The sequence below is a fragment of the Nocardia sp. XZ_19_231 genome (genome assembly GCF_015355705.1).
Classification (GTDB): domain Bacteria; phylum Actinomycetota; class Actinomycetes; order Mycobacteriales; family Mycobacteriaceae; genus Nocardia; species Nocardia salmonicida.
In genome coordinates this window covers 48,370-70,449 of record NZ_JACUZI010000015.1, presented here as the reverse complement: position 1 = coordinate 70,449, position 22,080 = coordinate 48,370, and the positions used below count along the sequence as shown (strand labels likewise).

23 protein-coding genes are annotated in these 22,080 nt (G+C 65.5%); 14 read left to right on the top strand and 9 right to left on the bottom strand.

The window, feature by feature from the left end; translation table 11 throughout:
* Positions 1–8: 8 nt before the first annotated feature.
* Positions 9–773: a crotonase/enoyl-CoA hydratase family protein gene (locus tag IBJ82_RS33630; protein ID WP_194830014.1), complete on the bottom strand. Its 765-nt coding sequence runs from the start codon at positions 771–773 to the stop codon at positions 9–11.
* Between the two features lie 170 nt (positions 774–943).
* On the opposite strand from IBJ82_RS33630, the gene IBJ82_RS33625 reads away from it, so the two are divergent.
* Genes IBJ82_RS33625 through IBJ82_RS33610 form a run of 4 tightly spaced genes read left to right on the top strand, consistent with a single transcriptional unit; the run spans position 944 to position 5,105 of the window.
* Positions 944–2,092 carry an acyl-CoA dehydrogenase family protein gene (locus IBJ82_RS33625; RefSeq protein ID WP_194830013.1) on the top strand — a complete coding sequence of 383 codons (1,149 nt, stop codon included), beginning with the start codon at positions 944–946 and terminating at the stop codon, positions 2,090–2,092.
* 10 nt (positions 2,093–2,102) lie between these two features.
* Positions 2,103–2,870 (top strand): SDR family NAD(P)-dependent oxidoreductase, encoded by a 768-nt coding sequence (locus IBJ82_RS33620; protein WP_194830012.1) that lies wholly within the window; start codon positions 2,103–2,105, stop codon positions 2,868–2,870.
* Positions 2,871–2,901: 31 nt separating this feature from the next.
* Positions 2,902–4,131, top strand: coding sequence for an acyl-CoA dehydrogenase family protein (locus IBJ82_RS33615; RefSeq protein ID WP_370585601.1), 1,230 nt, complete (start codon positions 2,902–2,904; stop codon positions 4,129–4,131).
* A complete protein-coding gene (locus IBJ82_RS33610) occupies positions 4,128–5,105 on the top strand; it encodes an NADPH:quinone oxidoreductase family protein (protein ID WP_194830011.1) in 978 nt (325 codons plus the stop codon). Before IBJ82_RS33615 ends, IBJ82_RS33610 begins: the two co-directional genes overlap by 4 nt.
* Before the next feature lie 114 nt (positions 5,106–5,219).
* Here IBJ82_RS33610 and IBJ82_RS33605 read toward each other — a convergent pair whose 3' ends face one another.
* Positions 5,220–6,176, bottom strand: coding sequence for an alpha/beta hydrolase (locus IBJ82_RS33605; protein ID WP_194830010.1), 957 nt, complete (start codon positions 6,174–6,176; stop codon positions 5,220–5,222).
* A 35-nt stretch (positions 6,177–6,211) separates the two neighbouring features.
* Positions 6,212–7,075, bottom strand: coding sequence for a mycofactocin-coupled SDR family oxidoreductase (locus IBJ82_RS33600; protein ID WP_194830009.1), 864 nt, complete (start codon positions 7,073–7,075; stop codon positions 6,212–6,214).
* A 292-nt stretch (positions 7,076–7,367) separates the two neighbouring features.
* Between IBJ82_RS33600 and IBJ82_RS33595 the strand changes: the two genes are divergently transcribed.
* The 4 genes from IBJ82_RS33595 (at position 7,368) to IBJ82_RS33580 (ending at position 9,846) form a co-directional block, all read left to right on the top strand.
* Complete coding sequence (locus IBJ82_RS33595) at positions 7,368–8,534, top strand: amidohydrolase family protein (RefSeq protein ID WP_194830008.1); 1,167 nt, start codon at positions 7,368–7,370, stop codon at positions 8,532–8,534.
* Entirely contained in the window at positions 8,531–8,740 is a 210-nt protein-coding gene (locus IBJ82_RS33590) for a hypothetical protein (RefSeq protein WP_194830007.1), read from the top strand. Before IBJ82_RS33595 ends, IBJ82_RS33590 begins: the two co-directional genes overlap by 4 nt.
* Positions 8,741–8,824: 84 nt before the next feature.
* Positions 8,825–9,661 carry an NAD(P)-dependent oxidoreductase gene (locus tag IBJ82_RS33585; RefSeq protein ID WP_194830006.1) on the top strand — a complete coding sequence of 279 codons (837 nt, stop codon included), beginning with the start codon at positions 8,825–8,827 and terminating at the stop codon, positions 9,659–9,661.
* Complete coding sequence (locus IBJ82_RS33580; RefSeq protein ID WP_194830005.1) at positions 9,658–9,846, top strand: ferredoxin; 189 nt, start codon at positions 9,658–9,660, stop codon at positions 9,844–9,846. The genes IBJ82_RS33585 and IBJ82_RS33580 overlap by 4 nt, the downstream gene beginning before the upstream one ends.
* A gap of 65 nt (positions 9,847–9,911) precedes the next feature.
* On the opposite strand, the gene IBJ82_RS33575 is transcribed toward IBJ82_RS33580, so the two are convergent.
* Entirely contained in the window at positions 9,912–10,355 is a 444-nt protein-coding gene (locus IBJ82_RS33575; protein ID WP_194830004.1) for a MarR family winged helix-turn-helix transcriptional regulator, read from the bottom strand.
* A 138-nt stretch (positions 10,356–10,493) separates the two neighbouring features.
* Here IBJ82_RS33575 and IBJ82_RS33570 point away from each other — a divergent pair, with 138 nt between their 5' ends.
* Positions 10,494–11,933 (top strand): MFS transporter, encoded by a 1,440-nt coding sequence (locus IBJ82_RS33570; protein WP_370585600.1) that lies wholly within the window; start codon positions 10,494–10,496, stop codon positions 11,931–11,933.
* A gap of 36 nt (positions 11,934–11,969) precedes the next feature.
* Positions 11,970–13,028 (top strand): zinc-binding dehydrogenase, encoded by a 1,059-nt coding sequence (locus IBJ82_RS33565; RefSeq protein WP_194830002.1) that lies wholly within the window; start codon positions 11,970–11,972, stop codon positions 13,026–13,028.
* Between the two features lie 98 nt (positions 13,029–13,126).
* Here the strand turns inward: IBJ82_RS33565 and IBJ82_RS33560 are convergent, their stop codons facing one another.
* Complete coding sequence (locus tag IBJ82_RS33560; protein WP_194830001.1) at positions 13,127–13,624, bottom strand: DoxX family protein; 498 nt, start codon at positions 13,622–13,624, stop codon at positions 13,127–13,129.
* A gap of 201 nt (positions 13,625–13,825) precedes the next feature.
* Between IBJ82_RS33560 and IBJ82_RS33555 the strand changes: the two genes are divergently transcribed.
* Positions 13,826–14,767 (top strand): adenylate/guanylate cyclase domain-containing protein, encoded by a 942-nt coding sequence (locus IBJ82_RS33555; protein ID WP_194830000.1) that lies wholly within the window; start codon positions 13,826–13,828, stop codon positions 14,765–14,767.
* Between the two features lie 5 nt (positions 14,768–14,772).
* On the opposite strand, the gene IBJ82_RS33550 is transcribed toward IBJ82_RS33555, so the two are convergent.
* Both IBJ82_RS33550 and IBJ82_RS33545 read right to left on the bottom strand, forming a co-directional pair.
* Positions 14,773–16,161 (bottom strand): amidohydrolase family protein, encoded by a 1,389-nt coding sequence (locus IBJ82_RS33550; RefSeq protein WP_194829999.1) that lies wholly within the window; start codon positions 16,159–16,161, stop codon positions 14,773–14,775.
* Positions 16,155–17,324, bottom strand: coding sequence for a CoA transferase (locus IBJ82_RS33545; protein ID WP_194829998.1), 1,170 nt, complete (start codon positions 17,322–17,324; stop codon positions 16,155–16,157). Before IBJ82_RS33545 ends, IBJ82_RS33550 begins: the two co-directional genes overlap by 7 nt.
* Positions 17,325–17,775: 451 nt before the next feature.
* On the opposite strand from IBJ82_RS33545, the gene IBJ82_RS33540 reads away from it, so the two are divergent.
* Genes IBJ82_RS33540 through dmpG form a run of 3 tightly spaced genes read left to right on the top strand, consistent with a single transcriptional unit; the run spans position 17,776 to position 20,543 of the window.
* The gene (locus tag IBJ82_RS33540) at positions 17,776–18,561 is read left to right on the top strand and encodes a 2-keto-4-pentenoate hydratase (protein WP_194829997.1); all 786 of its coding nucleotides are present in this window, start codon (positions 17,776–17,778) and stop codon (positions 18,559–18,561) included.
* Positions 18,562–18,570: 9 nt separating this feature from the next.
* On the top strand, positions 18,571–19,497 hold the full coding sequence (locus IBJ82_RS33535) for an acetaldehyde dehydrogenase (acetylating) (protein ID WP_194829996.1): 927 nt from the start codon (positions 18,571–18,573) through the stop codon (positions 19,495–19,497).
* Positions 19,494–20,543 carry a 4-hydroxy-2-oxovalerate aldolase gene (gene dmpG, locus IBJ82_RS33530; protein ID WP_194829995.1) on the top strand — a complete coding sequence of 350 codons (1,050 nt, stop codon included), beginning with the start codon at positions 19,494–19,496 and terminating at the stop codon, positions 20,541–20,543. Before IBJ82_RS33535 ends, dmpG begins: the two co-directional genes overlap by 4 nt.
* A gap of 70 nt (positions 20,544–20,613) precedes the next feature.
* On the opposite strand, the gene IBJ82_RS33525 is transcribed toward dmpG, so the two are convergent.
* Both IBJ82_RS33525 and IBJ82_RS33520 read right to left on the bottom strand, forming a co-directional pair.
* Positions 20,614–21,450, bottom strand: a complete 837-nt coding sequence (locus IBJ82_RS33525; RefSeq protein WP_194829994.1) for a mycofactocin-coupled SDR family oxidoreductase — start codon at positions 21,448–21,450, stop codon at positions 20,614–20,616.
* Positions 21,451–21,481: 31 nt separating this feature from the next.
* On the bottom strand, positions 21,482–22,015 hold the full coding sequence (locus tag IBJ82_RS33520) for a VOC family protein (RefSeq protein WP_194829993.1): 534 nt from the start codon (positions 22,013–22,015) through the stop codon (positions 21,482–21,484).
* Between the last annotated feature and the right edge of the window lie 65 nt (positions 22,016–22,080).

The following is a 22,080-nucleotide window of genomic DNA, read 5'->3' as shown; positions in this document are numbered from 1 at the left end:
CGTGATTGTCAGCGGCCTTGCCAGACCGGCGCCCGCTTCTCCGCGAACGCACTCGCCCCCTCCTTCGCATCCGCCGACGCGAACACCGGAGCCGTGATCACCGCCTGCTCAGCCCACCCCTGCTCCCACGACCACTCCCGACTCGCCCGCGCGATCCGCTTCGTCGCCGCCACCGCCAACGGACCATTACCCGCCACCACCGCAGCCAACTCCAACGCCCCCGCCAACGCCTCACCCTCCCCGGTCAACCGATTCACCAACCCCACCTCGAACGCCCGCTCCGCCGAGACCGGCTCACCGGTCAACAACAACTCCAACGCCACCGCGAACGGCACCCGACCCGGCAACAACATCGCTGCACCAGCGCGCGCGACCAAACCGCGGGTGACCTCGGGGACACCAAGGCGAGCGGTCCGCGCCGCGACGACAAGGTCACACGCCAGCAGCAGCTCGAAACCACCCGCCAACGCCCACCCCTCCACCGCACCGATCAACGGCTTGACCGGCGGAGTCATCGAGATGCCGCACAAACCGCGGCCCTCGATCGCGGGTGACTCACCCCGCAGGAACGCCTTCAGATCCATACCCGCCGAGAACGTCGACCCCGCCCCGGTCAACACACCGACCCGCAACTCGTCATCGGCATCGAGCTCATCGACCGCCGCCGCCACCTGCACAGCCACCGCCGCGTTCAACGCGTTACGCGCCTGCGGCCGGTTGATCGTGATCACCTGCACGCCACCCCGACGCTCGACCAGCACCTCGTCCGACATCACAAACTCCTTCGCTGCGGCAAGTTCCATTGATTAGGATACTTAATACCGCATTTGGCTGGACGGCCGCTAGGGTGCACTGTACAGAGTGCTGAATACGTACACTGAATATGGACCGAAGTGGGCGATTGTCATCCGCCGACGGCCGGTCGATCACCGAAGGAGAACCGATGCGCCGGACCCTGTTCACCCAGGACCACGAGGACTTCCGGCTCCTCGTCCGCGAGTACCTCGTGCGAGAGGTGGTTCCGTTCTACGAACAGTGGAGGACCGAAGGCCTGGTGCCGCGGACGTTGTTCACCGAGCTCGGAAAGCTCGGCATCATCGGCACTGCGATTTCCGAAGAGTTCGGCGGCGGCGGTCAGGACGACTACCGGTTCAATGTCGTGATCCAAGAGGAGACCGCACGAGCCGGCGTCACCCTCGGCGGCCTGCGGACCCATCTCGACGTCGTCGTTCCCTATTTCCTCGGTCTGGCGAACGCCGAACAACAGGCGCGCTGGTTCCCCGGTCTCGCCTCCGGCGAGCTCTACACCGCGATCGCCATGAGCGAACCCGGCACCGGATCCGACCTCGCGGGTGTGACGACCTCGGCTGTCCGCGATGGTGATCATTTCGTGCTCAACGGCGCGAAGACCTTCATCACCGGCGGCTACCATGCCGATCTCGTCATCGTTGCGGCTCGAACAGCCACCGACCCGGAAAACCGGCGCGCGGGGTTGTCCCTGCTGGTGGTCGAAAAGGGCATGCCCGGCTTCAACGTCGGACGCAAGCTCGACAAATTGGGCCTGACCGTGCAAGACACCGTGGAATTGTCGTTCGCCGACGTCCGGGTGCCGGTGACCAACCTGCTCGGAGTGGAAGGCGCGGCCTTCACCCACCTTGGTCGCAACCTCGCCCAGGAACGGCTGGCGATCGCTGTCGGAGCTGTAGCGCAGAGCCGCGCGGCGATCGATCAGACCGTCGACTACGTCCTGGATCGGAAGGTGTTCGGCAAGCCGGTCGCCCACTTCCAGAACACCAAATTCGAGCTCGCGGCGATGGCAGCCGAACTAGAGGCCGCCCAGGCTCTGCTGGATACAGCGATCAGCGCGCTGCTAAGGGGTGAGCTCAGCCCGGTCGACGCGGCCAAGACCAAACTGTTCTGCACCGAGACCCAGGGCCGGATCGTGGACCGTTGCCTGCAGTTGCACGGTGGCTACGGATACATCCTCGAGTACCCGATCGCCCGTCTCTACGCCGACGCGCGGGTCAGCCGGATCTACGGCGGTACCAGCGAAGTCATGAAGACCATCATCAGCAAGTCCCTCGGCCTGTAAGGAGTTCGGCATGAATATCGATGGAACCTCGGCGCTCGTCACCGGTGGCGCCTCCGGCCTCGGCTTGGCAACGGCTCGCCGGATAGTCGAGCGCGGCGGCAAGGTCGTGCTCGCCGACATCTCGGAAGAGCACGGTGCCAAGGCGGTCGCAGATCTGGGTGAGTCGGCACGCTTCGTGCGCGCCGATATCACCGACCCGGAAGCGGTCGGCGCCGCGCTGGATGCTGCCCAGGAGCTGGGTACGCTGCGCTCGGTCGTGCACTGCGCCGGGCGCGGTGGCGACCGCGTGCGCATTCTGGACAAGGAGCGCAACCCCGGTGACATCGATACCTTCGCCGAGGTGGTGCGGGTGAACCTCGTCGGCACGTACAACGTGCTCCGCCTGGCCGCTGCCCGCCTGGCCGGCAACGAGGCGGTCGACGGTGATCGCGGTGCCATTGTGCTGACCGCGTCGGTCGCCGCATTCGACGGTCAGATCGGTCAGACCTCCTACACCGCGGCGAAAGCCGGTGTCCACGGCATCACACTGGTGGCCGCGCGCGATCTGGCCAGCTGGCAGATCCGGGTCAATACGATCGCACCCGGCGTGATGGACACCCCGATGCTCGGCCGGCTGCGCGAGGATATCCGCGAAGGCCTTGCCGCTGCGGTTCCGCACCCAAAGCGGCTCGGCGACCCCGACGACTACGCAAGGCTCGCCGTCGAGATGCTGGAGAATCCGTACCTCAACGGGCAGACCGTCCGGCTGGACGGTGCTATCCGGATGGCCCCGCGCTGACCACCCTGCCATTGTGCGGAAAGGAGACTCCGTGACCACCGCGACTGTGCGGGATCTGCCCGGCGATCCAGTCGAGACCGATGCCGCGTTCCGCGACCGGCTGCGCGCATTTCTGCGCGAGCACCATCCGGGTCGCAGGCCCAAGGACACCGTCGATCGGCTGGCCTGGCAAAAGCAGTGGCTGTCCTCGCTCTACGACGCCGGATTCGCCGGGCCGAGTTGGCCGCGCGAATACGGCGGAATGGGCCTGAGTTTCGCCAGGCAGGTGATCTACCAGGAGGAGTACACCAAGGCCAGAGTGCCTGGACCATTGGGCACCGGCCTCGGCATCGCGGCGCCGACGATCATCAAATACGGCAGCGAGGAGCAGAAGCAACGCTATCTGCGCCCGATGCTGCGTGGTGACATGGTCTGGGCGCAGGGCTACTCCGAACCGGAAGCCGGTTCGGACCTGCCATCGCTGCGCACCTCGGCCAAGCGTGTGGGCGGCGGGCAGGATGATCCCGGCGCCGAGTACGTCGTCAACGGACAGAAGGTCTGGAACAGCGCAGCCGACATCGCCGACATCCTGTTCACCCTGGTCCGGACGGGCACACCGGAGTCGCGGCAGGACGGCATCAGCTACCTGCTCATCGATGCCCATGCGCCCGGTGTGACCGTCCGGCCGCTGCGTGATCTCACCGGGGACGCGCATTTCTGCGAGATCTTCTTCGCCGATGTGCGTGTGCCGGTGGCCGACCGGGTCGGTACGGAGAACGGCGGCTGGCCGCTGGTTCGTACCAGCCTGGGCCACGAGCGGGCAGCTGGGGCGATGAACCAGGCAGCGTTGTACCGTCGCGTTCTGGACGAACTGATCGAACTGGCGCGTGAACGCGGTGCGACCACGGATCCGATCGTGCGCGATCGACTGGCCGATTTCGAGACCAGGGTCTGGATCATGCGGCTGACGGGGATGCGGACTATCGCCGACATCATGGACAAGGGCGAACCGGGTCCCGCGTCGTCGACCTCGCGACTGTTCATCGTCACCTTCGAACAGGAGCTGCACGAGTTCGCCGTCGATCTGCTCGGCGCGTACGGTGCGCTGGACAGGACCGATCCGCATGCGATCCAGCGAGGACGCTGGGTATGGGGCTTCTTGCGCACGCGTGCCTCCACGATCGGTGCTGGTACCGCGGAGATCCAGCGCAACACCATTGCCGAACAGGTGCTCGGGTTGCCCCGTGACCCGGCTATGCCTACCTCGGGAAGGATCCGATGAAAACCGCGCTCTGCACGGAATACGGTGCGCCGAGCGGGCTCTCGGTCGTCGACGTGGACGATCTGGTCCCCGGTTCGGGCGAAGTTCTCGTCGATGTGCACGCCGCGGCGGTGAACTTCCCCGATGTGCTGGTCGTCGCGAACCGTTATCAGCTCTCGGCGCCGGTGCCCTTCACACCGGGTAGCGAATTCGCCGGTGTGGTGGCCGCTCTCGGCCCTGGTGTGACCGGTCCACCGGTGGGTTCACCGGTGGCGGGTGCGGTGTTCACCGGTGCGTTCGCCGAGCAGGTCGTGGTGCCGGTGTCGTCCTTGCGTCCGATTCCCGACGGTCTGGATATGGTGCACGGTGCGGCTTTCCACGTGACCTATGCGACTGCCTACCACGCACTGGTCACAGTCGGTAACGCCGCGCCAGGGGAGTGGGTTGCCGTACTCGGTGCCGCAGGCGGTGTCGGCTCGGCTGCCGTAGATATCGCGACCCGGCTCGGGCTGCACGTGATTGCGGCGGCATCCAGCGCTGAGCGGCTTACCGCCGCCGAGAAACTCGGTGCCGTCGGTGGTGTCGACTATCTCCAGGAGGATCTCAAGACCCGGCTTCGCGAGCTGTCCGGCGGCGAGGGCGTGCACCTGGTGATCGATCCGGTCGGTGGCCGCTTCTCCGAGGCCGCGTTCCGTGGGCTGCGCAGGCAAGGCCGGTTCGTTACGGTGGGCTACGCCGACGGCGAGATCCCCAGCATTCCACTGAATCTCGTGCTGCTCAAGGATGCGGTGATTCGGGGTTTCGAGATCCGGGTCCTGCGTCAGCAAGCTCGGGAGACCGTCGCCGCCGGCGATCAGGCGCTGGCAGAACTCGTCCGGCAGGGGATGCGGCCGATGGTGTCGAGTGTGCATCCGCTGTCTGATGTCGCGGCGGCACTGACTTCGGTCGCCGAGCGCAGAACGACCGGCAAGGTCGTGTTGACGATGCGCGACTGACGGCCTCGGTTCGCCGCGCTCGATGTGCGGCGAACCGAGGACTCGGTCTCGACCGGCGTAGCCCGAAATCCGAGCCGATCACTGATCTGGCGCCTCATTCGTCCGGATGCTCGATCACGGAAGTATGAGAGTCGCGCCGTCCAGTTGTCTTGCGGGACCTGAGAACTCACCCGATTCCCGAGCAACGGCACATTCCTCGACGAATGACAGCAGCTTCAGGTGGTAGGCACGGGCGGTATAGCCCAGGCTCAGGTTGTGTCCGCTGTGGGGCTGCACATTGAGCACCACCCGCGGTGCGACCGCGAACAGGTCGGCGATATCGGCGAGGCCCGCTGGATCATTGCGCCACACCCGCTCGTACTGGCCGACAGAGAACCGCACAGGGATCGTCGTGCGCGCGGCCAGTCGCGGAAAGTGAACTTCCGTCCATTCCTGCATCTGCGCGCCCTCGAAGCGTGGGCCGCCCGCGACGATCGGGCCGCCACCGACGAGTTCGTGCGGATACAAGTGGTGTGGTTGCCACAGCAGTTCGGCTACCGCGCGTCCGGATGGCTTCGGCACCGACAGCGCCGTCTCGGCGTCCGGCTGACGCACCCGCCCGGTACCGGCGAGTTCGAGGCCGAGAAAGCGCGAACCTCGATCGTCGGCTGCCATCCGGACACCGAGATGCGATCCCGCCGAATGCGCCACCAGGAATATCCCCGCGCCGCGAGGTGCGGCGCCGAGATGGCCATCGATGGCGGCGAACATCGCCTCGACCCGTACCGCCGCATCGCCGAAACGATCGACGAACGGCCGGGAACTACCGTAACCCGGCCGGTCCAGTGCCAGCACGGTGAAACCTGCGGCCATTCCGGCACGGAGCAAGGACAGGTCGGGGTGGCCGGGGCAGTCGAAGTACTTCGACGTCGTCGCGCCACCGTGGAGGGCGACAACGACCGCTCGCGGATCATGCACGGCGGCAAGCAGACCTGACATCGGCACACCGTCGACATCGACGACCACGGGCACGACCGGAGGATCGGAACCGACGACGCGGCTCGGCGGGGGGTGGGGCACGGTGCTTGTCATCGATGGCGGTCTCCTGCCGATCCTCCCGTCGCTGGTCAGAAGGCCGGCTGCTGCTGGCGCTTCTTCACATAACCGCCCGCGTCGACCCGCATCTGCATGCCGGTCACGTATCGTGACTCCTCGGACACGAGGAACAGCACCATCTCGGCGATGTCCTCCGGTTCGACATAGGGATTGCCGAAGCCGGTCGTTGCCGGGAACGACACCAGCGCGTCCTCGCGGGTCGGGTTCTCCAGATCGGGACGGAACGACCGGTACATGATGTCGCTGTTCAGCATGTCAGTGTTGACGTTGGTCGGGTGAATGGCGTTGACCCGGATCTTGCGCGATGTCAGGACCGTGGCGAGGTCGTGCACGAAGGCGGCGACACTTCGCTTGGCGAAGGAGTATCCGAGGCCGCCGGGGCCGTTGGACGGATTGTCCACGCTGGCCGGGATGAGGGCGGCGATCGAGCCGGTCGCGATGATCGATGCGCCATCGGGGAGATGCGGCATCGCGGCTTCGACCGCGTGGACCACACCGTTGAAGTCGACGGTGACCGCATCGAGGAAAGCGGCGATACCCTGCTGCGGGCCCAGCGGGGCGATGCCGGCTTGCGCGACAACCGCGTCGAGCTTGCCGAGTTCCGCCACACCATCGGCAACCGCGTTCTTCAGCGCCGCGGGATCACGGACGTCGGCGACTCGTGCCACCGCGCGGCGGCCGAGCTTTTCGACCAGACGGACCGTCTCGTCGAGGTCGGCCTGGGTGGCGAGCGGATAGGCGTTCGTATCGATGTCGGCGCAGATGTCGACGGCGATGATGTCGGCACCTTCCTCGGCGAGCCGGACTGCGTGGGCTCGCCCCTGTCCGCGTGCGGCTCCAGTGATGAAGACGACCTTGTCTTGCACACGACCCATCGTGGTTTCCTTCCATCGGCAATTGTCCGGCCTGGACCGGTCTCCGCAGCATACTGAGCTGATCGGCAATTGGGTATCCCAATTATGTCGCGAATTGCCTGATATCGACCGGAACGCCTGGTCATCTCGTTGAGTGGGATGAAATCAGGTGTACGTAATGGAGTAGGTGCTATAGAGTTGTGTGTGCCAGCGCACAGCTGGTGTCGCAGCTGCCGTGACTGCATCGCAGCGCGGCGGTGAGTCTTCGGTCAGGGGTCCCGAGGCTCGAGAGCGTGACAAGGAGCGTTGCCGAATGCCATTGCAGCCATGGATGAAACTGCTGTCGACCGATGATCATCTGATCGAGCCGCCACGGTTGTGGCAGGACAGGTTGCCCGCGAAGTATCGCGATGCAGGTCCCCGAATCATCGACCAGGCCAGGGGTGAAGGGCGGTCGCCCGCCGAGGTCTGGACCTATGAAGGCCGGATCTATCCCTACATCGGTCTGAACGCGGTGGCGGGCAAGAAGCCCGAGGAATTCGGGATGGAGCCGACCCGCTACGACGAGATGATTCCCGGCTGTTACGACCCGAAGGCGCGGCTGCGTGACATGGATCTCGACGGTGTCTGGGGCGCGCTGAACTTCCCGTCGTTCCCTCGGTTCGCCGGCACCGTGTTCCTCGAAGGTCAAGACAAGCAGCTCGCGCTGCTGAGCGTGCAAGCTTGGAACGACTATGTGATCGACGAGTGGTGTGCGGCCGCGCCCGACCGCTTCATTCCGTTGTGCATCCTGCCGTTGTGGGATGTGCAGGCGAGCACCGCCGAGATCTATCGCATGGCTGCCAGAGGCGCGAAAGCGATCTCGTTCCCGGAGAACCCGGCGCCGCTGGGACTGCCGTCGTTCCATACCGATCACTGGGATCCGGTCTTCTCCGCCGCGGAGGAGACCGACATGCCGCTGTGCCTGCATTTCGGTACCTCGAGCAAGCCGCCGATCACCGCCGACGATGCCCCCTTCGCGGTGACGATCACCCTGTTCGGCTGCAATTCGATGTTCGCGACCGCCGACTTGCTGTACTCCCCGGTGTTCCATCGCCACCCCAAGCTCAAGGTCGGGCTGTCCGAGGGCGGCATCGGCTGGATGCCGTATCTCCTCGAGCGAGCCGACGGAACCTGGGAGCGTCATCGCTTTTATCAGAACGTCAACCAGGACGTACGGCCGTCGGAATTGTTCAACAAGCACTTCCACGGCTGCTTCATCGACGACAAATTCGGTGTGTCGGTGCGACACCAGATCGGCATCGAGCGCATTACCTGGGAATGCGACTACCCGCACTCGGACTCGTACTGGCCCAAGAGTCGAGCCTATGCCGCCGAGGTGCTGGCGGAGGTCCCCGACGATGAGGTGCACCAGATGGTCGAGCTCAACACCCGTCGGCTGTACAACTTCCCTGACACGGCGGCCGAGGTTCGGGCATGAGTCGCAAACCGGAATCCGAGCGTTCCGACTGGACCGACCTCGACCTGCTGACCCGTGAGGAGGCGCACGGCAGGTTGCAGGCCGAAATAGTCGAGTCCGAGGCCAGGCTTGCTGAGCTGGGGCCGGGCGACGACGCCGAAAGCGCGCTGCTGCAGACCCGCCTGAAGGCTCTGCGAGAGGCCGCAACGGAACTTCTCGGGTCTTAGTTCCGCCAGCACGTACGAGCATGAGAGAGCTACTCATTATGGACGCGCATGGGATGCGTGTCCTCGATTGAAGCTGAGGTTGTTATGGGGCAGGCGTCCGTCGGCTTCGTTGGCGCAGGCCGGATCGGCGCGCCGATGGTGGAGCGACTGCTGGCTGCCGGTCATCGCGTGAGCCTGTTCACCCGGCGTGCGGAAATCGGTGCCGAACTCGCGGCGGCGGGCGCGGAACTGGTACCGGATGTGCGGGAAATAGGGCAGTCCGACGTCGTGGTGAGCTGCTTGTACAGCGATGTACAGGTGCTCGAGGTGTTGCCCGAGGTCGTCGGGGCGATGGAATCCAACAGCGTTCTCGTCTCGCATACGACCGGGGCGCCGGATACGCTGCGGCGCCTGGACGAGTTCGCGCGCACCGGTCGTGCCGCTGTGGTGGACGCCGCTTTCAGTGGCACCCCGGACGCGGTTCGCGCGGGCAGTCTCGTGGTCTATCTCGGTGGTGATGCCCACCATGTCGGCACCGTGCGCGAGGTGATCGGCGCGTATGCGGGAACGGTCATCCCCACCGGCGGACGAGGGTCGGCGATGCTGGTGAAACTGCTCAACAACGTGCTGTTCGCAGCGATCTCCCAGGTGACCTTGCTCGGCATCGCGGGCGCCCGCGAGCTAGGGATCGAGGAGAGTTCGCTACTCGAAGCACTCGGTGTCAGTTCGGGGGGAAGTACTGCTGGCCGGTACATCGCCGCGCGTGGTGGTTCCGAACAGTATTCAGACAGCGTCATACCGTTCCTGCGCAAGGACCTGGCGGCATGCAGGGAGGTGGCGGCTGTTTCAGGTATCGATCTGACCGCGCTACTGCGCGTGGCGGGCGAGGGGCCGATGAATCTCGGCGACATCACTTCCATGGACAAAGGAGTTACCCGATGAAAATCACCATCGATAAGGCGAAGTGCTCGGGCCACGCGCGCTGCGCCGCGACCGCGCCCGAGGTGTTCGAACTCGATGATGCCGGTTACGCCCTTCCGATCGACGGTGCGATTCCGTCGGGCCGTGAGGGTTCGGCCGAAGAAGGCGCATGGGCCTGTCCCGAGCGCGCGATCTCGGTCGACTGATCACCTCCTCACACGGTCGGCCAACGGCGACAGCCCGGGATTCCTTCGAATCCCGGGCTGTTTCTTTATCGGTCGGGACGGGGCCATACCTGTCCGCTTCGTTGCTCGATGTCGTGGTTGAACCGCCGCAGTGAGCGGGCCAATTCGGCCACTTCCTCCGGGGTCCAGTCCTGCAGGATGCCGTCGATACCGGCGATCCGTTGCGCGCGTTCGATGTCAAGGCGCATCCCGCCGTCGGCGGTGATACGGAACTTGCGGGCCAGGCCGCCGTCCGGGTCGGGGAAGCGCTCCACCAGGCCGGAGCCGAGCAGAACTGCCGTCTGGCGGTTCATTGTCGAATTGTCCAGCCCGAAGGCGTGGCTGAGCTGGCCGATCGACATCGGGCCCTCGGCTTGCAGGCGGCTGAGCAGCAGATATGCGCTTCGCTCCAGCATCGTGCTCGGTCTCTGGACGGTGAATCGGCCGAGCAGCATGGTTTCGAACTCGATCAGGTGTACGGGCTTGTCCATGCTTCCTTCGCCGTGCTGTTCGGGATGTTGTTCCTGGCCGACATGTCGAGATCTGCATCACATCGACTTTGTGTATCTACCACATCGTATGCATACTGCATATCGATTGCATTATGCAAAATCGACACGGAGGTCAGTGTGAACAAGCCCGAATCCGCCAGGGTGGGCGGAACGATCGGCGTGCTGGCCTTCGCCGGCATCGTCGCCGCGGTCATGCAGACCGTGGTCATTCCGCTCATCGCTCAATTCCCCGAGCTGCTGCACACCACGGCATCGAACGCTTCCTGGGTAGTGACGGTGACCTTGGTTGCCGCCGCGGTGTCGACGCCCGTGGCAGGCCGACTGGGTGATCTCTACGGCAAGCGCCTCGTCCTACTGGGGGCGACCGTTCCGTTGATCGTCGGATCGGTCGTGTGCGCGCTGTCGTCGTCGGTGCTCCCGATGATCATCGGCCGTGGCCTGCAGGGCATGGGGGCAGCCCTGGTGCCGGTGGGAATCAGCCTGATGCGTGATGTGCTGCCAGCCGAACGGCTCGGCTCCGCAGTCGCGTTGCTGAGCGCCTCGCTCGGTATCGGCGCGGCCTTGGGGCTGCCGGTGTCCTCGGCGATCGCGGAGTTCTCGAACTGGCGGATGCTGTTCTGGGGATCGGCTGTGCTCAGTGTGCTCATCGCTGTAGCGATTTGGTACGTGGTGCCCGCGTCGCCGGTGCGTGCACCGGGCAGGTTCGATGTGATCGGCGCTGTCGGCCTCGGGGCCGGTTTGGTTTGCCTGCTACTCGGTGTGTCGAAGGGCGCGATCTGGGGCTGGGATAGTTCGACCATTCTCGGTCTGTTCGCCGCCGCCGTCGTATCGCTGCTCGCGTGGGGCTGGTGGGAACTGCGTATCACCGATCCGCTCGTCGATCTTCGGGTGACCGCGCGGCCGACAGTCCTGCTGACGAATGTCGCCTCACTGGTGATCGGAATCGCGATGTACGCCGCCATGCTGACGGTGCCGCAGCTGCTGCAGGCGCCGCTCGCCACCGGTTACGGGCACGGTCAGTCGATGCTGGCGATGGGACTCTGGATCGCACCGTCCGGACTGATGATGATGGTGATCTCCCCGGTGGGCGCCCGGCTGTCCGCCGCGTACGGGCCCAAGATCACCCTCGTTGCCGGTGGCGTCGTCATCGCGATCGGCTATGGGGCGCTGTCTGTGCTGATGGGCTCGACCTGGGGGTTGCTGATCGCGTTGTGCATTGCCAACAGCGGTGTAGGCCTGGCCTACGGGGCCATGCCGTCGCTGATCATGAGCGCGGTGCCGATCTCGGAGACCGCGTCAGCCAATAGTTTCAACACCCTCGTCCGATCCGTCGGTACCGCGATCTCGGCAGCGGTGGTGGGTGTGGTCCTGTCGCAGATGAGTCTCGATATCGGCGGGCACAGCGTCCCGACCGAGGCAGGCTTCCGTACCACCTTGCTCATCGGCTGTGGTGTCGCGCTGGTCGCGGCCGCGGTCGCCTCTACGATCCCGGTGCGGAGGGCGACGTCGGAGCGCGAACCGGTCGAGTCCGTTACGCCTCAGGTCGAGCGAGTCTGAATGTCTTCCAGAGAAAGTGAGTCGATCATGACAACGATGCGATCAGTGCAGACCGGTGGGTCCGACAAGATCGAGGTCGTCGAAACGGCCAGGCCGGTGCCGGGACCCGCCGACGCGGTGGTGCGAATCCGGGCGTGTGGCATCTGCGGCACCGATACGCAGTTCGTCCACATGGGCGGGATGCCGGCAGCCTGGAGCACCGCGCCGGTGCCCGAGGGCACCGACCCTCAGCAGATCGTTCCAGTAGTCCTCGGACACGAGCCTGCAGGTGAGATTGTCGCGGTCGGTACCGAGGTGTCGGGGTTGGCCGTCGGGGACCATGTGGTGGTCAATCCGCAGGGGGCGCCGTCCGGGATCATCGGCTGTGGTGGCCCGCTCGGTGGTATGAGCGAATATCTGCTGATCCAGAACGCGGTTGTCGGCTCGAGCGTCGCGGTGGTGCCGGACTCGGTGCCCTTCGATGTCGCGGCGATGAACGAGCCCATGGCGGTGGCGAGGCACTGTGTCAACCGGTCAGGGGCGACTCCCACGGACAAGGTCGTCGTTTTCGGAGCGGGACCGATCGGCCTCGGTGCGACCATCTGGCTGAAACTGCGTGGGGTGCAGCATGTCGTCGTCGCCGACATCATTCCGTCCCGGCTGGAAACGGCGCTGGCGGTGGGTGCGGACGCGGTGATCGATTCCTCACGGGAAGACGTCGTCGCGCGGCTGACCGAGTTGCATGGTGTCGGCCGGAACGCGATGGGCGCGCCACGCCTGGGCACCGACATCTACATTGATGCGGCGGGTGCGCCGGTGGTGGTCGATACGGCCATCCAGAACGGAAAATGGAAAGCCAAACTGGTGATCGTCGCGGTGCACAAGAAGCCGGAGCCGGTCGACATCGGGTCGATGTTGCGGAACGAGCTGACCATCATCGCCTCGCAGGGCTATCCGACCGAGATCTTCGAAGTCACGCCCGAGCTGGCCGAGCACGCCGACCGTTTCGAGAAGCTGATCAGTCACCGCGTGCCGTTCGCCGAGATCGACCGTGCCTTCGAGCTGGCGATGACGCCGGGTGCAGCGGAGAAGGTGGTCGTCACCTACGGCGACTGATCCGCGTTGTTCCAGCCATCGGGAGCTCGGCGTCGCAGTCGCGTCTGGCTCCCGATATTCGTCGCCCTGGAGTCGGAGCGCCCGTATCCGGCTGCCGATCAGGATGTCGGCTGGGGACGCCAGAACACCGCCAGTAGACCCGCCGTGGACAGGGCTCCCAGACCGAGCGCAGCGGCGCCGGCCGCCCAGCCGTTCACAGTGATGTCGAAGGCGTGATCGAGCGATAGTCGTCCCGGGCCGAGCATCGCGAGTGCGAGAGCGACGACCGCGAGCACGAGGACGTACTCGTAGCCGTCCTTGAAGACGAAGAAGCCGTTGTGGCGGTGTGCCAGCAGACCGGCGACGAGGGTGACCGAGATGACGGCCGCGCATGCGGCCGATGTAAGGAATCCCGCGATGAGTAGCAGTCCGGCGCCGATCTCGGTGATCACGCTGAGCCAGGCCTGCAGGGTTCCGTTGCGCAGACCGAGGCTCTCGAACCATCCGGCAGTGCCTGCGATTTTTCCACCACCGCGCCAGTGGTTGAGCCCGTGTGCGGCCATCGTCACCCCCAGTGCCAGACGCACAAGGGTTACCGCGACATCGCCGGCCGTCATCGTTCCGCCTTTTCCCGGCCGCGTCAGTCCGGCCGTATTCGATTGTGTCTGGTGGATTTTCGGCGATCGGGTGGGCACGCGCGGCTATGGATCCCAATGAGCGGAAGTGTGACCAGTCACAATCTGTGGGCTTCGTTATGCTCGTCTCATTCGTCAGTCACGCGAAACCTCGTGTGACGAGATCGCCCGTCGGGAGTATCTATGTCCGTTCGCCCAGCCACGGGCGGGGCGTCCGATCTTTTCGGCGAACCGCGGCGCTACACCGAAAGCGAGGTCGCCGCTGCCGCTGGTGTATCGGTGGCGCGTGCACGGCGCTATTGGCGAGCGCTCGGCTATCCGTCTGTGCCCGCGCAGGCAAGGGAGTTGACGGCGTCCGATGTCGAGGTGCTGCGGGTGATCACCGGCTACGTCGACGATGGTGCGCTGGCCGAGCCTGATTCGTTGCGAGTCGCCAGGTTGTTGGGTCAGTCCATCGCGCAGCTGGCGCGATTGCAGCTCGAGATTCTCGTCGATCAAGCCGGTCATGATGGGCTCGCCGACGCGACTGCCGATCTGATGGGCCGGGTTCCGGAGATGGAATGGCTCCTCGGACGGATCTGGCAACGACAGCTGCTGGCAGCACTCCCTGCGTTGCAACCGCGCCCGAACGACCCGGCGACGACGTCGGCTGTGGGATTCGCCGACATCGTCGGGTTCACGGAACTGAGCACGAACCGGACCGACGCGGAACTGACGCGCATCGTGTCGAGGTTCGAGTATCAGATCACCACGATCGTGACCGAAGGCGGCGGCACCGTAGTCAAACTGCTGGGCGACGAAGTTCTGTTCACCGCGGATCGAGCTGTGTCGGTAGCCGGGATCGCTACCCGGCTGCTCGACGCGTTCGCTGACGACCCAGATATCCAGGCGCTGCGGATCGGGGTCGCGTATGGCCCGGTGATCCACTATTTGGGCGATGTCTTCGGGACCACGGTCAACCTGGCCAGCCGCCTTACAGGTCTGACCGAGCCGGGTACGATCCTGGCTGCACCGGAATTCGCCGAGCAGCTGTCCGGCGTACCCGGATTCGGGCTGAAGCACGCGGGCACGCACGATGTCCGCGGTATCGGGCCCGTGGACCCGGTGCTCGTGCGTCGCCTCTGACGCCACTACTTCAGGAGATGGATCGGTTCGCCGCCCACAATCGTCGCCGCGACGGCAGCGTCTGCTATCGAAGTCGTCGCAAGGTCGTGCGGTCCCATCGTCAACAGTGACAGATCAGCGAGTTCGCTTGGCCTGATCGTTCGGCGCAGGGTCGGTTGGTCTGCGTATCCGATGCATAGTCCGACCGCATCAGGAAGCGAGACGGCCTCAGTCTCCGTGTGTTCGGTCGTGCGCGTGACCGCGGCGGCCATCATGCGCCACGGGTCGGCTGACCCGAACGGCGCGTCGGTACCTGCCGCGACACCTACCCCGGCGCGGACCAGCGATCCCAACCGCCACAGGTCGGGTTTGTCCTCGGATGCCACGTCGGCCTCGTATTGTTCACCGCGTTCGCAGGGGAAATGCGGTTGCGTGACAACCGGCACCTGATTATGGCGAAGCCACGGCATGACGCCGGCGGGGATGATTGCCCCGTGCTCGATCCGGTCGCCTGGATACGTACCCGCCACATCGAGGGCCGCCACTGTGAGAATCAGTTGAACCCTGGTTACGCAGTGCACCGCGACCGGCCGATGCGCTGCGTGTGCAGTCCTGATCTGTTCTGCGAACGTGTCGAGGTCGGGAAGTGTCTCGTCGTCGAGCAGTATTTTGGTCGGACCGACAGTGAACCTGTCGATCTCAGGATCGGAGACATCCGGTGATGCCATACAGTGCAGTCGCTGGCGGATCTGTCCCTTGGACACGGCGTCGGAGTATCCCCGGACGGCCGGCGCGTGGAGCCCGGGTGTGGCGTCGGTGAATCCGGTGATGCCCTGTCGCGCCGCTTCCCTGCCGACCGCGGTGAGATCGACCGGGGGCGAACCGATCCGGGCGCCGAGCCAGGAATCCATCCGCCACAGTCGCCCGGTCGGACGCCCTCCGGCATCCCGTTCCACCCCCGGCTCGCCACATTGCTCGAGACCGACCGCAGCACAGCCGGCCGAGTTCAGCATCCACAACGCACCGGAGCGATGCTGAATACGCACCGGACGGGTACCGACGATCCGGTCGAGCGCGGTGCGGTCGAGGGCCCCGGCAACCGACTCGTGGTAGTGCACACCGCGAATCCACGAGCTCGGCGGCGACGAATGATCTCGGGCCCTCAGTTCGGCGATGAACTCGGTGACCGTACGTACGTCCGGCGGACCGAGCCGAGTGGACCCGAGGGTCGCGGCGAGTGCGCGCAGGTGGATGTGGTGATCGTGTAGTCCGGGGATCAACCATCCGCCGCACGCATCGATATCGTCTTCACCTGGGAGCGGACGAAGCCCCGTGCCACACTCACTGATCCGATCGCCGGTCACCCGCACGTCGGTGAAATCCCCGCCGAAAACATGTGCACGCCGGATCAGCATGTCCTACCCCGCCCTGCCGACACCCGCGGCGGCAGCACCTGCTGACTCAGCCCATATGACGGACATTCGACGGCCCATCCCATCGCGTCGGGGCGGACCGGGTGCGGGCCGTGGTCGATCGTCGGCGCGGCTGCGAACGCGGCCGCCGTGTCACGCATCGACACATCGAGAAGCAGACCACCACCGGCCCGCACCGCGCAGACGGCCGCCAACGCGGCGCAGACACCGGTCAGAGGGTCGGCGATCGCATCGGCACAGAAGACCGGTTCAGAGTTCTGCCATCCCACCAATCCGCCCGCGACAGCGGCATCGTCGCCGAACGCGACGCGCATCGGATCGGATCGGCCGTATCCGGTGAGGCTCACCCAGATCTTCCCGCGTCGGTGGCGCAGGTCCTCCGGCGCGAGCCCCAACGCTGCGAGTGCCCGTGGACGCGATGCTTCGATAACGATGTCGGCCTGGTCCAGCAGGTTATGTAATGTGCGCCGGTCACGGGCATCCGAGAAGTCGAGGGTGCGGAATTCGTGCCCGCGGTGCAGCCAATCGAAGAATTGCGGATCGCCGCGCCTGGCGCCGTCGGGCCGAGCTGTGCTCTCGACCTTGACCACGTGTGCTCCGGCGTCGGCGAGAATCCGGGCACACAATGGACCCGCCCACATCGATGACAGATCGACCACGCGCCGCCCACGCAGCGACACCGAGTCGGCAGCTGGAGCGAGCCGGGCCGCCCGCCACGGCACAGCAGATGAGACGGTTCGCGGCAATGCGGCGGCCGGTACTCCGAGCAATTGCGCGCGATCGGCCAGCGCGATGGCCGACCACTCGGCCGCGGCCGCTTCGACAGCGGCCCACGGATCCCCCAGGGTTGGTCGGCCGAGAACCGCTGGCAGGGAGGTGACATCGTCGGGTCTGCTCAATGTCACCGCGCACCAGCCGTCACTGGTCCGAAGCAGCTCGGTCGCTCCGCCGACGGAGACACGGCCACGTCGCTGGGTTCCGGCCGTGGCGGCGCGTCGGGTGAGGATTTGCCCCGCATCCATCTCGACTCGCTCGCCGATCTGGGCGGTCATCGAGGAAAGTGCGCTGACCGTGGCTTCGAGCAGAGCGTAGACAGACGCCGGTGTGACGCTCGGTGGTCCGTCGGCGTGGCCGGTGAGCGCCATCGCACCAGAAGCTGCCCACCTGGACACAGCGCAGCTAGAACGGCGGTGCGGTTCCTCTCGTGGGAGAGCGGGCAGCACCGTGGCAATCCAGTCGTCCATGATGTTCCGAGCGGTCGGTGCAACGACGGATTCGTGCCCTTGCTGTTCCGAGCCAAGACGAATAATTGATCGATTCTGCATAGTCCGCCCAGGTCGGTGCCGAGAATACTGTCGCGGAGGTCACCGTACGCCGGACGCTGAATCACGGCAATCGGCTGTCTCGCCGGCCCGCTGCCGGAACCCCGCTGTGCTGCATGTGACTTTTGCCATGCCGAGCAAATCGGAAAATCCTTCCACCCAGTGGGAGCGTCGCGGACTGGTCGGCAACGACTGGCCACGATGAACCGCAGGGCGGTCCGGTATGTGCAGACATGCGGTCCGTGACAACTGACGAGACGAGAGGGGTGCCAAGATGTTGACTGGGGCTCAACGCCGAGAACTTGCGGGCGAGTTGGCGGGTGCCGAGTCCGATCGCGCCGCGGTCGCGCCGCTCGCCACGCGTCACCCGGCTATGGATGTGGTCGACGCCTACGAGATCCAGCTGATCAACATCACCCGCCGGGTTGGTGACGGCGCGCGGATCGTAGGCCACAAAGTGGGGCTGTCGTCGAAGGCGATGCAACAGATGATGGGTGTCGACGAGCCCGACTACGGCCACTTGCTCGACGACATGGAACTGCACGAAGACACCCCGGTCGAGACATCGCGGTTCCTGCTCCCACGGGTCGAGGTCGAGGTGGGTTTCGTACTCGGCGCCGACCTGCCCGGAGCGGATTGCACCGAGGAGGACGTGCTGAAGGCGACGATCGCCTATGCGCCCTCGATCGAGCTGATCGACACGCGCATCCGCGACTGGAAGATCGGCCTGTGTGACACCATCGCCGACAACGCATCTTCCGCCGGGTACGTGCTGGGCAAGGAACGTGTCGCGCCCGATCAGCTCGACGTCACCGCGATCGACGCGGTGCTCACCCGCAACGGTGAAATTGTTGCGGAAGGACGCAGCGACGCGGTCCTCGGCGATCCGACCGTCGCCGTGGCGTGGCTGGCTCGCAAGGTGGCCACCTTCGGCGTGCGGTTGACAGCCGGCGACATCGTGCTGCCCGGTTCCTGCACCCGTGCCATCGACGCCCGTCCAGGCGACAACTTCACCGCCGAGTTCGCCGGACTCGGCTCTGTCAGTCTGCGCTTCGATTAGGAGAATGCCGTGACGTCACCCAAAGTCACCGCCGCGATCGTCGGATCCGGCAATATCAGTACCGACCTGCTCTACAAGCTGTTGCGTTCGGACAAGATCGAGCCGCGCTGGATGATCGGCATCGATCCGGATTCCGAAGGTCTGGCCCGTGCCCGCGGCCTCGGGCTGGAGACCTCCGCCGAAGGCGCCGATTGGATTCTGGCGCAGCCGGAGAAGCCGGACCTGGTCTTCGAGGCGACCTCGGCATATGTACACCGCGCGTACGCACCGAAGTATGAGGCAGCCGGTATCCGTGCCGTCGACCTCACCCCGGCCGCGGTCGGACCGGCCGTGATCCCACCGGTCAATCTCGACTCGATGCGTGACGCACCCAACGTCAACATGATCACCTGCGGCGGTCAGGCAACGATTCCGATGGTCGCGGCCGTGTCCCGGGTTGTTCCGGTGCCGTATGCGGAGATCGTGGCGTCGGTGTCGTCGGTGTCTGCAGGTCCGGGTACTCGCGCGAACATCGATGAGTTCACCAAGACCACGTCACGCGGCGTGGAGACCATCGGTGGCGCGCAGCGAGGTAAGGCGATTATCATCCTGAATCCTGCCGAGCCACCGATGATCATGCGAGACACCATCTTCTGCGCCATTCCCGCCGACGCGGACCGCGACGCGATCACCGATTCGATCCACCGCATGGAGAAGTCGGTCCAGGAATATGTGCCGGGCTACCGCTTGCTCAACGAGCCCCAGTTCGACGAGCCGTCGCTCGTCTCCGGCGGCATGGCAAAGGTGTCGATCTTCGTCGAGGTCGAGGGCGCAGGCGACTTCCTCCCGCCGTATGCGGGCAATCTCGACATCATGACCGCCGCCGCCACCCGTGTCGGTGAAGTGCTGGCCGATCAGATCATCTCGGCCCGGGTATATAAGGAGTGTCCTCGATGAGCAATGTGCACAAGCCCTTCTCCGGCGAACTCGATGTTCGGGTCACCGATACCTCGCTGCGCGACGGTTCGCACCACAAGCGACACCAGTTCACCGTCACCGAGGTGCGTGACGTCGTCGCGGCCCTCGACGGTGCCGGTGTGCCGGTGATCGAGGTTACCCACGGCGATGGCCTCGGCGGGTCCTCGTTCAATTACGGGTTCTCGAAAACCCCGGAGCAGGAACTGATCAAAGCGGCTGCCGAGACGGCCCAACGCGCGAAGATCGCGTTCCTCATGCTGCCCGGTGTCGGGGTGAAAGAGGACATCCGGATCGCTCAGGACAACGGTGCGTCCATCTGCCGCATCGCCACACACTGCACCGAAGCCGACGTCTCGATCCAGCATTTCGGTCTGGCGCGTGAGCTCGGTCTGGAAACCGTCGGCTTCCTGATGATGGCCCACAGCACGACGCCGGAGAAGCTCGCTGGGCAGGCCCGGATCATGGCCGACGCGGGCTGCCAATGTGTGTATGTCGTCGACTCCGCCGGTGCGCTGGTCCTCGAGCAGGTGTCGTACCGGGTGTCCGCGCTGGTCGCCGAACTGGGCGGCGACGCGCAGGTCGGGTTCCACGGTCACGAGAATCTCGGCTTGGCCGTGGCCAACTCCGTCTACGCCGTCCGGGCTGGCGCCACCCAGATCGATGGCTCCGCACGACGTTTCGGCGCGGGCGCGGGCAACCTTCCCGTCGAGGCATTCATCGGTGTCTGTGACAAGATCGGCGTCAAGACCGGAGTCGACTTCTTCGCGGTGACCGACGCCGCCGAAGACGTGGTGCGTCCGGCCATGCCGAGTGAGTGCCTACTCGATCGCCAGGCCCTGATGATGGGCTACGCCGGTGTCTACTCCAGCTTCTTGAGGCACGCCGAGCGCCAGGCCGAGCGGTACGGCGTGTCCGCGGCGCAGATGCTGGTCCGAGCGGGTGAGCGCAAGCTCGTCGGTGGTCAGGAAGACCAGCTCATCGATATCGCGCTGGAGTTGCAGCGCGAACGCGTGGCCGCCGAGTAGAACCCGAATGATGTCGGGCCCCGATCGGATTCGATCCGATCGGGGCCCGATTGTCATGGCCGTGCCGGGCTCAGCGGTGTGAAGAGCCTGCGTCGACCGGGAGCGCCGCCGAGGTGATGTACCGGCTTTCGTCGCTGGCGAGGAACAGGACGGCGTTGCTGATGTCGCGTGGCTCGACCCAGGGGATCGGCAGCAGATTCAGCGATGTGAATGCGGGGATGGCATCGTCGAGCTCCGGGGACTCCAGGTCGGGACGGAACAGCGCGTACATCGCGTCGTTGCGCACCATATCGGTACTGACCGTGGTGGGGTGCACCGTGTTGACCCGGATGAAGTGCGGCGCGAGTTCCTGCGCGAGGCTCATCATCATGCCTCGCAGGCCGTGCTTGGCCGCGGAGTAGTGGGCGATGTTCGGGCTGGACCGGATGCCGGCGGAGGAGGAGATGACAATGATCGACCCACCGCGGCCCGCGGCGAGCAGCTGCGGCAGCGCGGCTTGACAGGTATTCCATACGCCGGTCAGGTTGATGTCGATCATGTCGGCCCACATCGCGGCACTCATCTCAACAGCGGGGGAGAAGCTGGTGATGCCGGCGTTGGCGACGACGATGTCGAGCCCGCCGAGTTGCTCTACACCGAGCTTCACCGCTTTCGCCAGTGCGGCAGGATCTCTGACGTCGCCCTGGACCGAGACGATGCGCCGACCGGTCTGTTCGACGGCACCGATGGTGACCTGCAGATCGGCGGGTGTCGGCATCGGGTAGGGCACGGTGTCGACATCACCACACAGATCGAAGGCGATGATATCGGCGCCCTCCTCAGCCAAGCGCACGGCATGACTGCGGCCTTGGCCTCTGGCAGCGCCCGTGATGAACGCGACCTTTCCCGCTACTCTGCCCTCGGTCATCATTCTCTCCTCGTTGTGGTGGCATAGGTAGTCATGGCCGCAAGCCCAGCCGGTCCAGCAACCCGTCGTACAGGTGCCGGTCAGTGCGTGGACCACCCGGGGTGCGCTCCCCATAGCGGGCGATCTCCGCGTCCAGATCCAGCGGGCGCGTCGGTTCGACGCCGGGAACGACTTCTTCGGCGATCCGACTGTCGGGTACCAGCCAGGTCACTTCGAACTCGATGCCGTCGGGATCCTGGCCGTAGATCGCTTTGGTCGCCGCGTGGTTTGCGGCACCGGTCAGCGCACCGGCGCTCTGCATGCGGTCGCGTGCGGCCGCGAGTTCAGCAAGCGTCTCGACCTCCCAAGCCAGGTGGTAGAGCCCGACCGTGCCAAACGACGGACGTTCCGCGTTCGCCTGCAACAGCCCGAGATCGTGGTCGTTGGCGGACGCGGTGCCGCGCAGGAATACCGCGCGGGGGTACTCGACGATGGGTTCGAACCCGAGCACTTCGATATAGAACTCGGCGCTGCGCTCGACGTCGGAGACGAACAGCACCGCATGGTTGAGACTTCGGACCGACATAGGCTCTCCCACCGGCTTGTGACACAAGATGAGTCGACTCTATGGCGGAGTGCGGGGGATTCGGC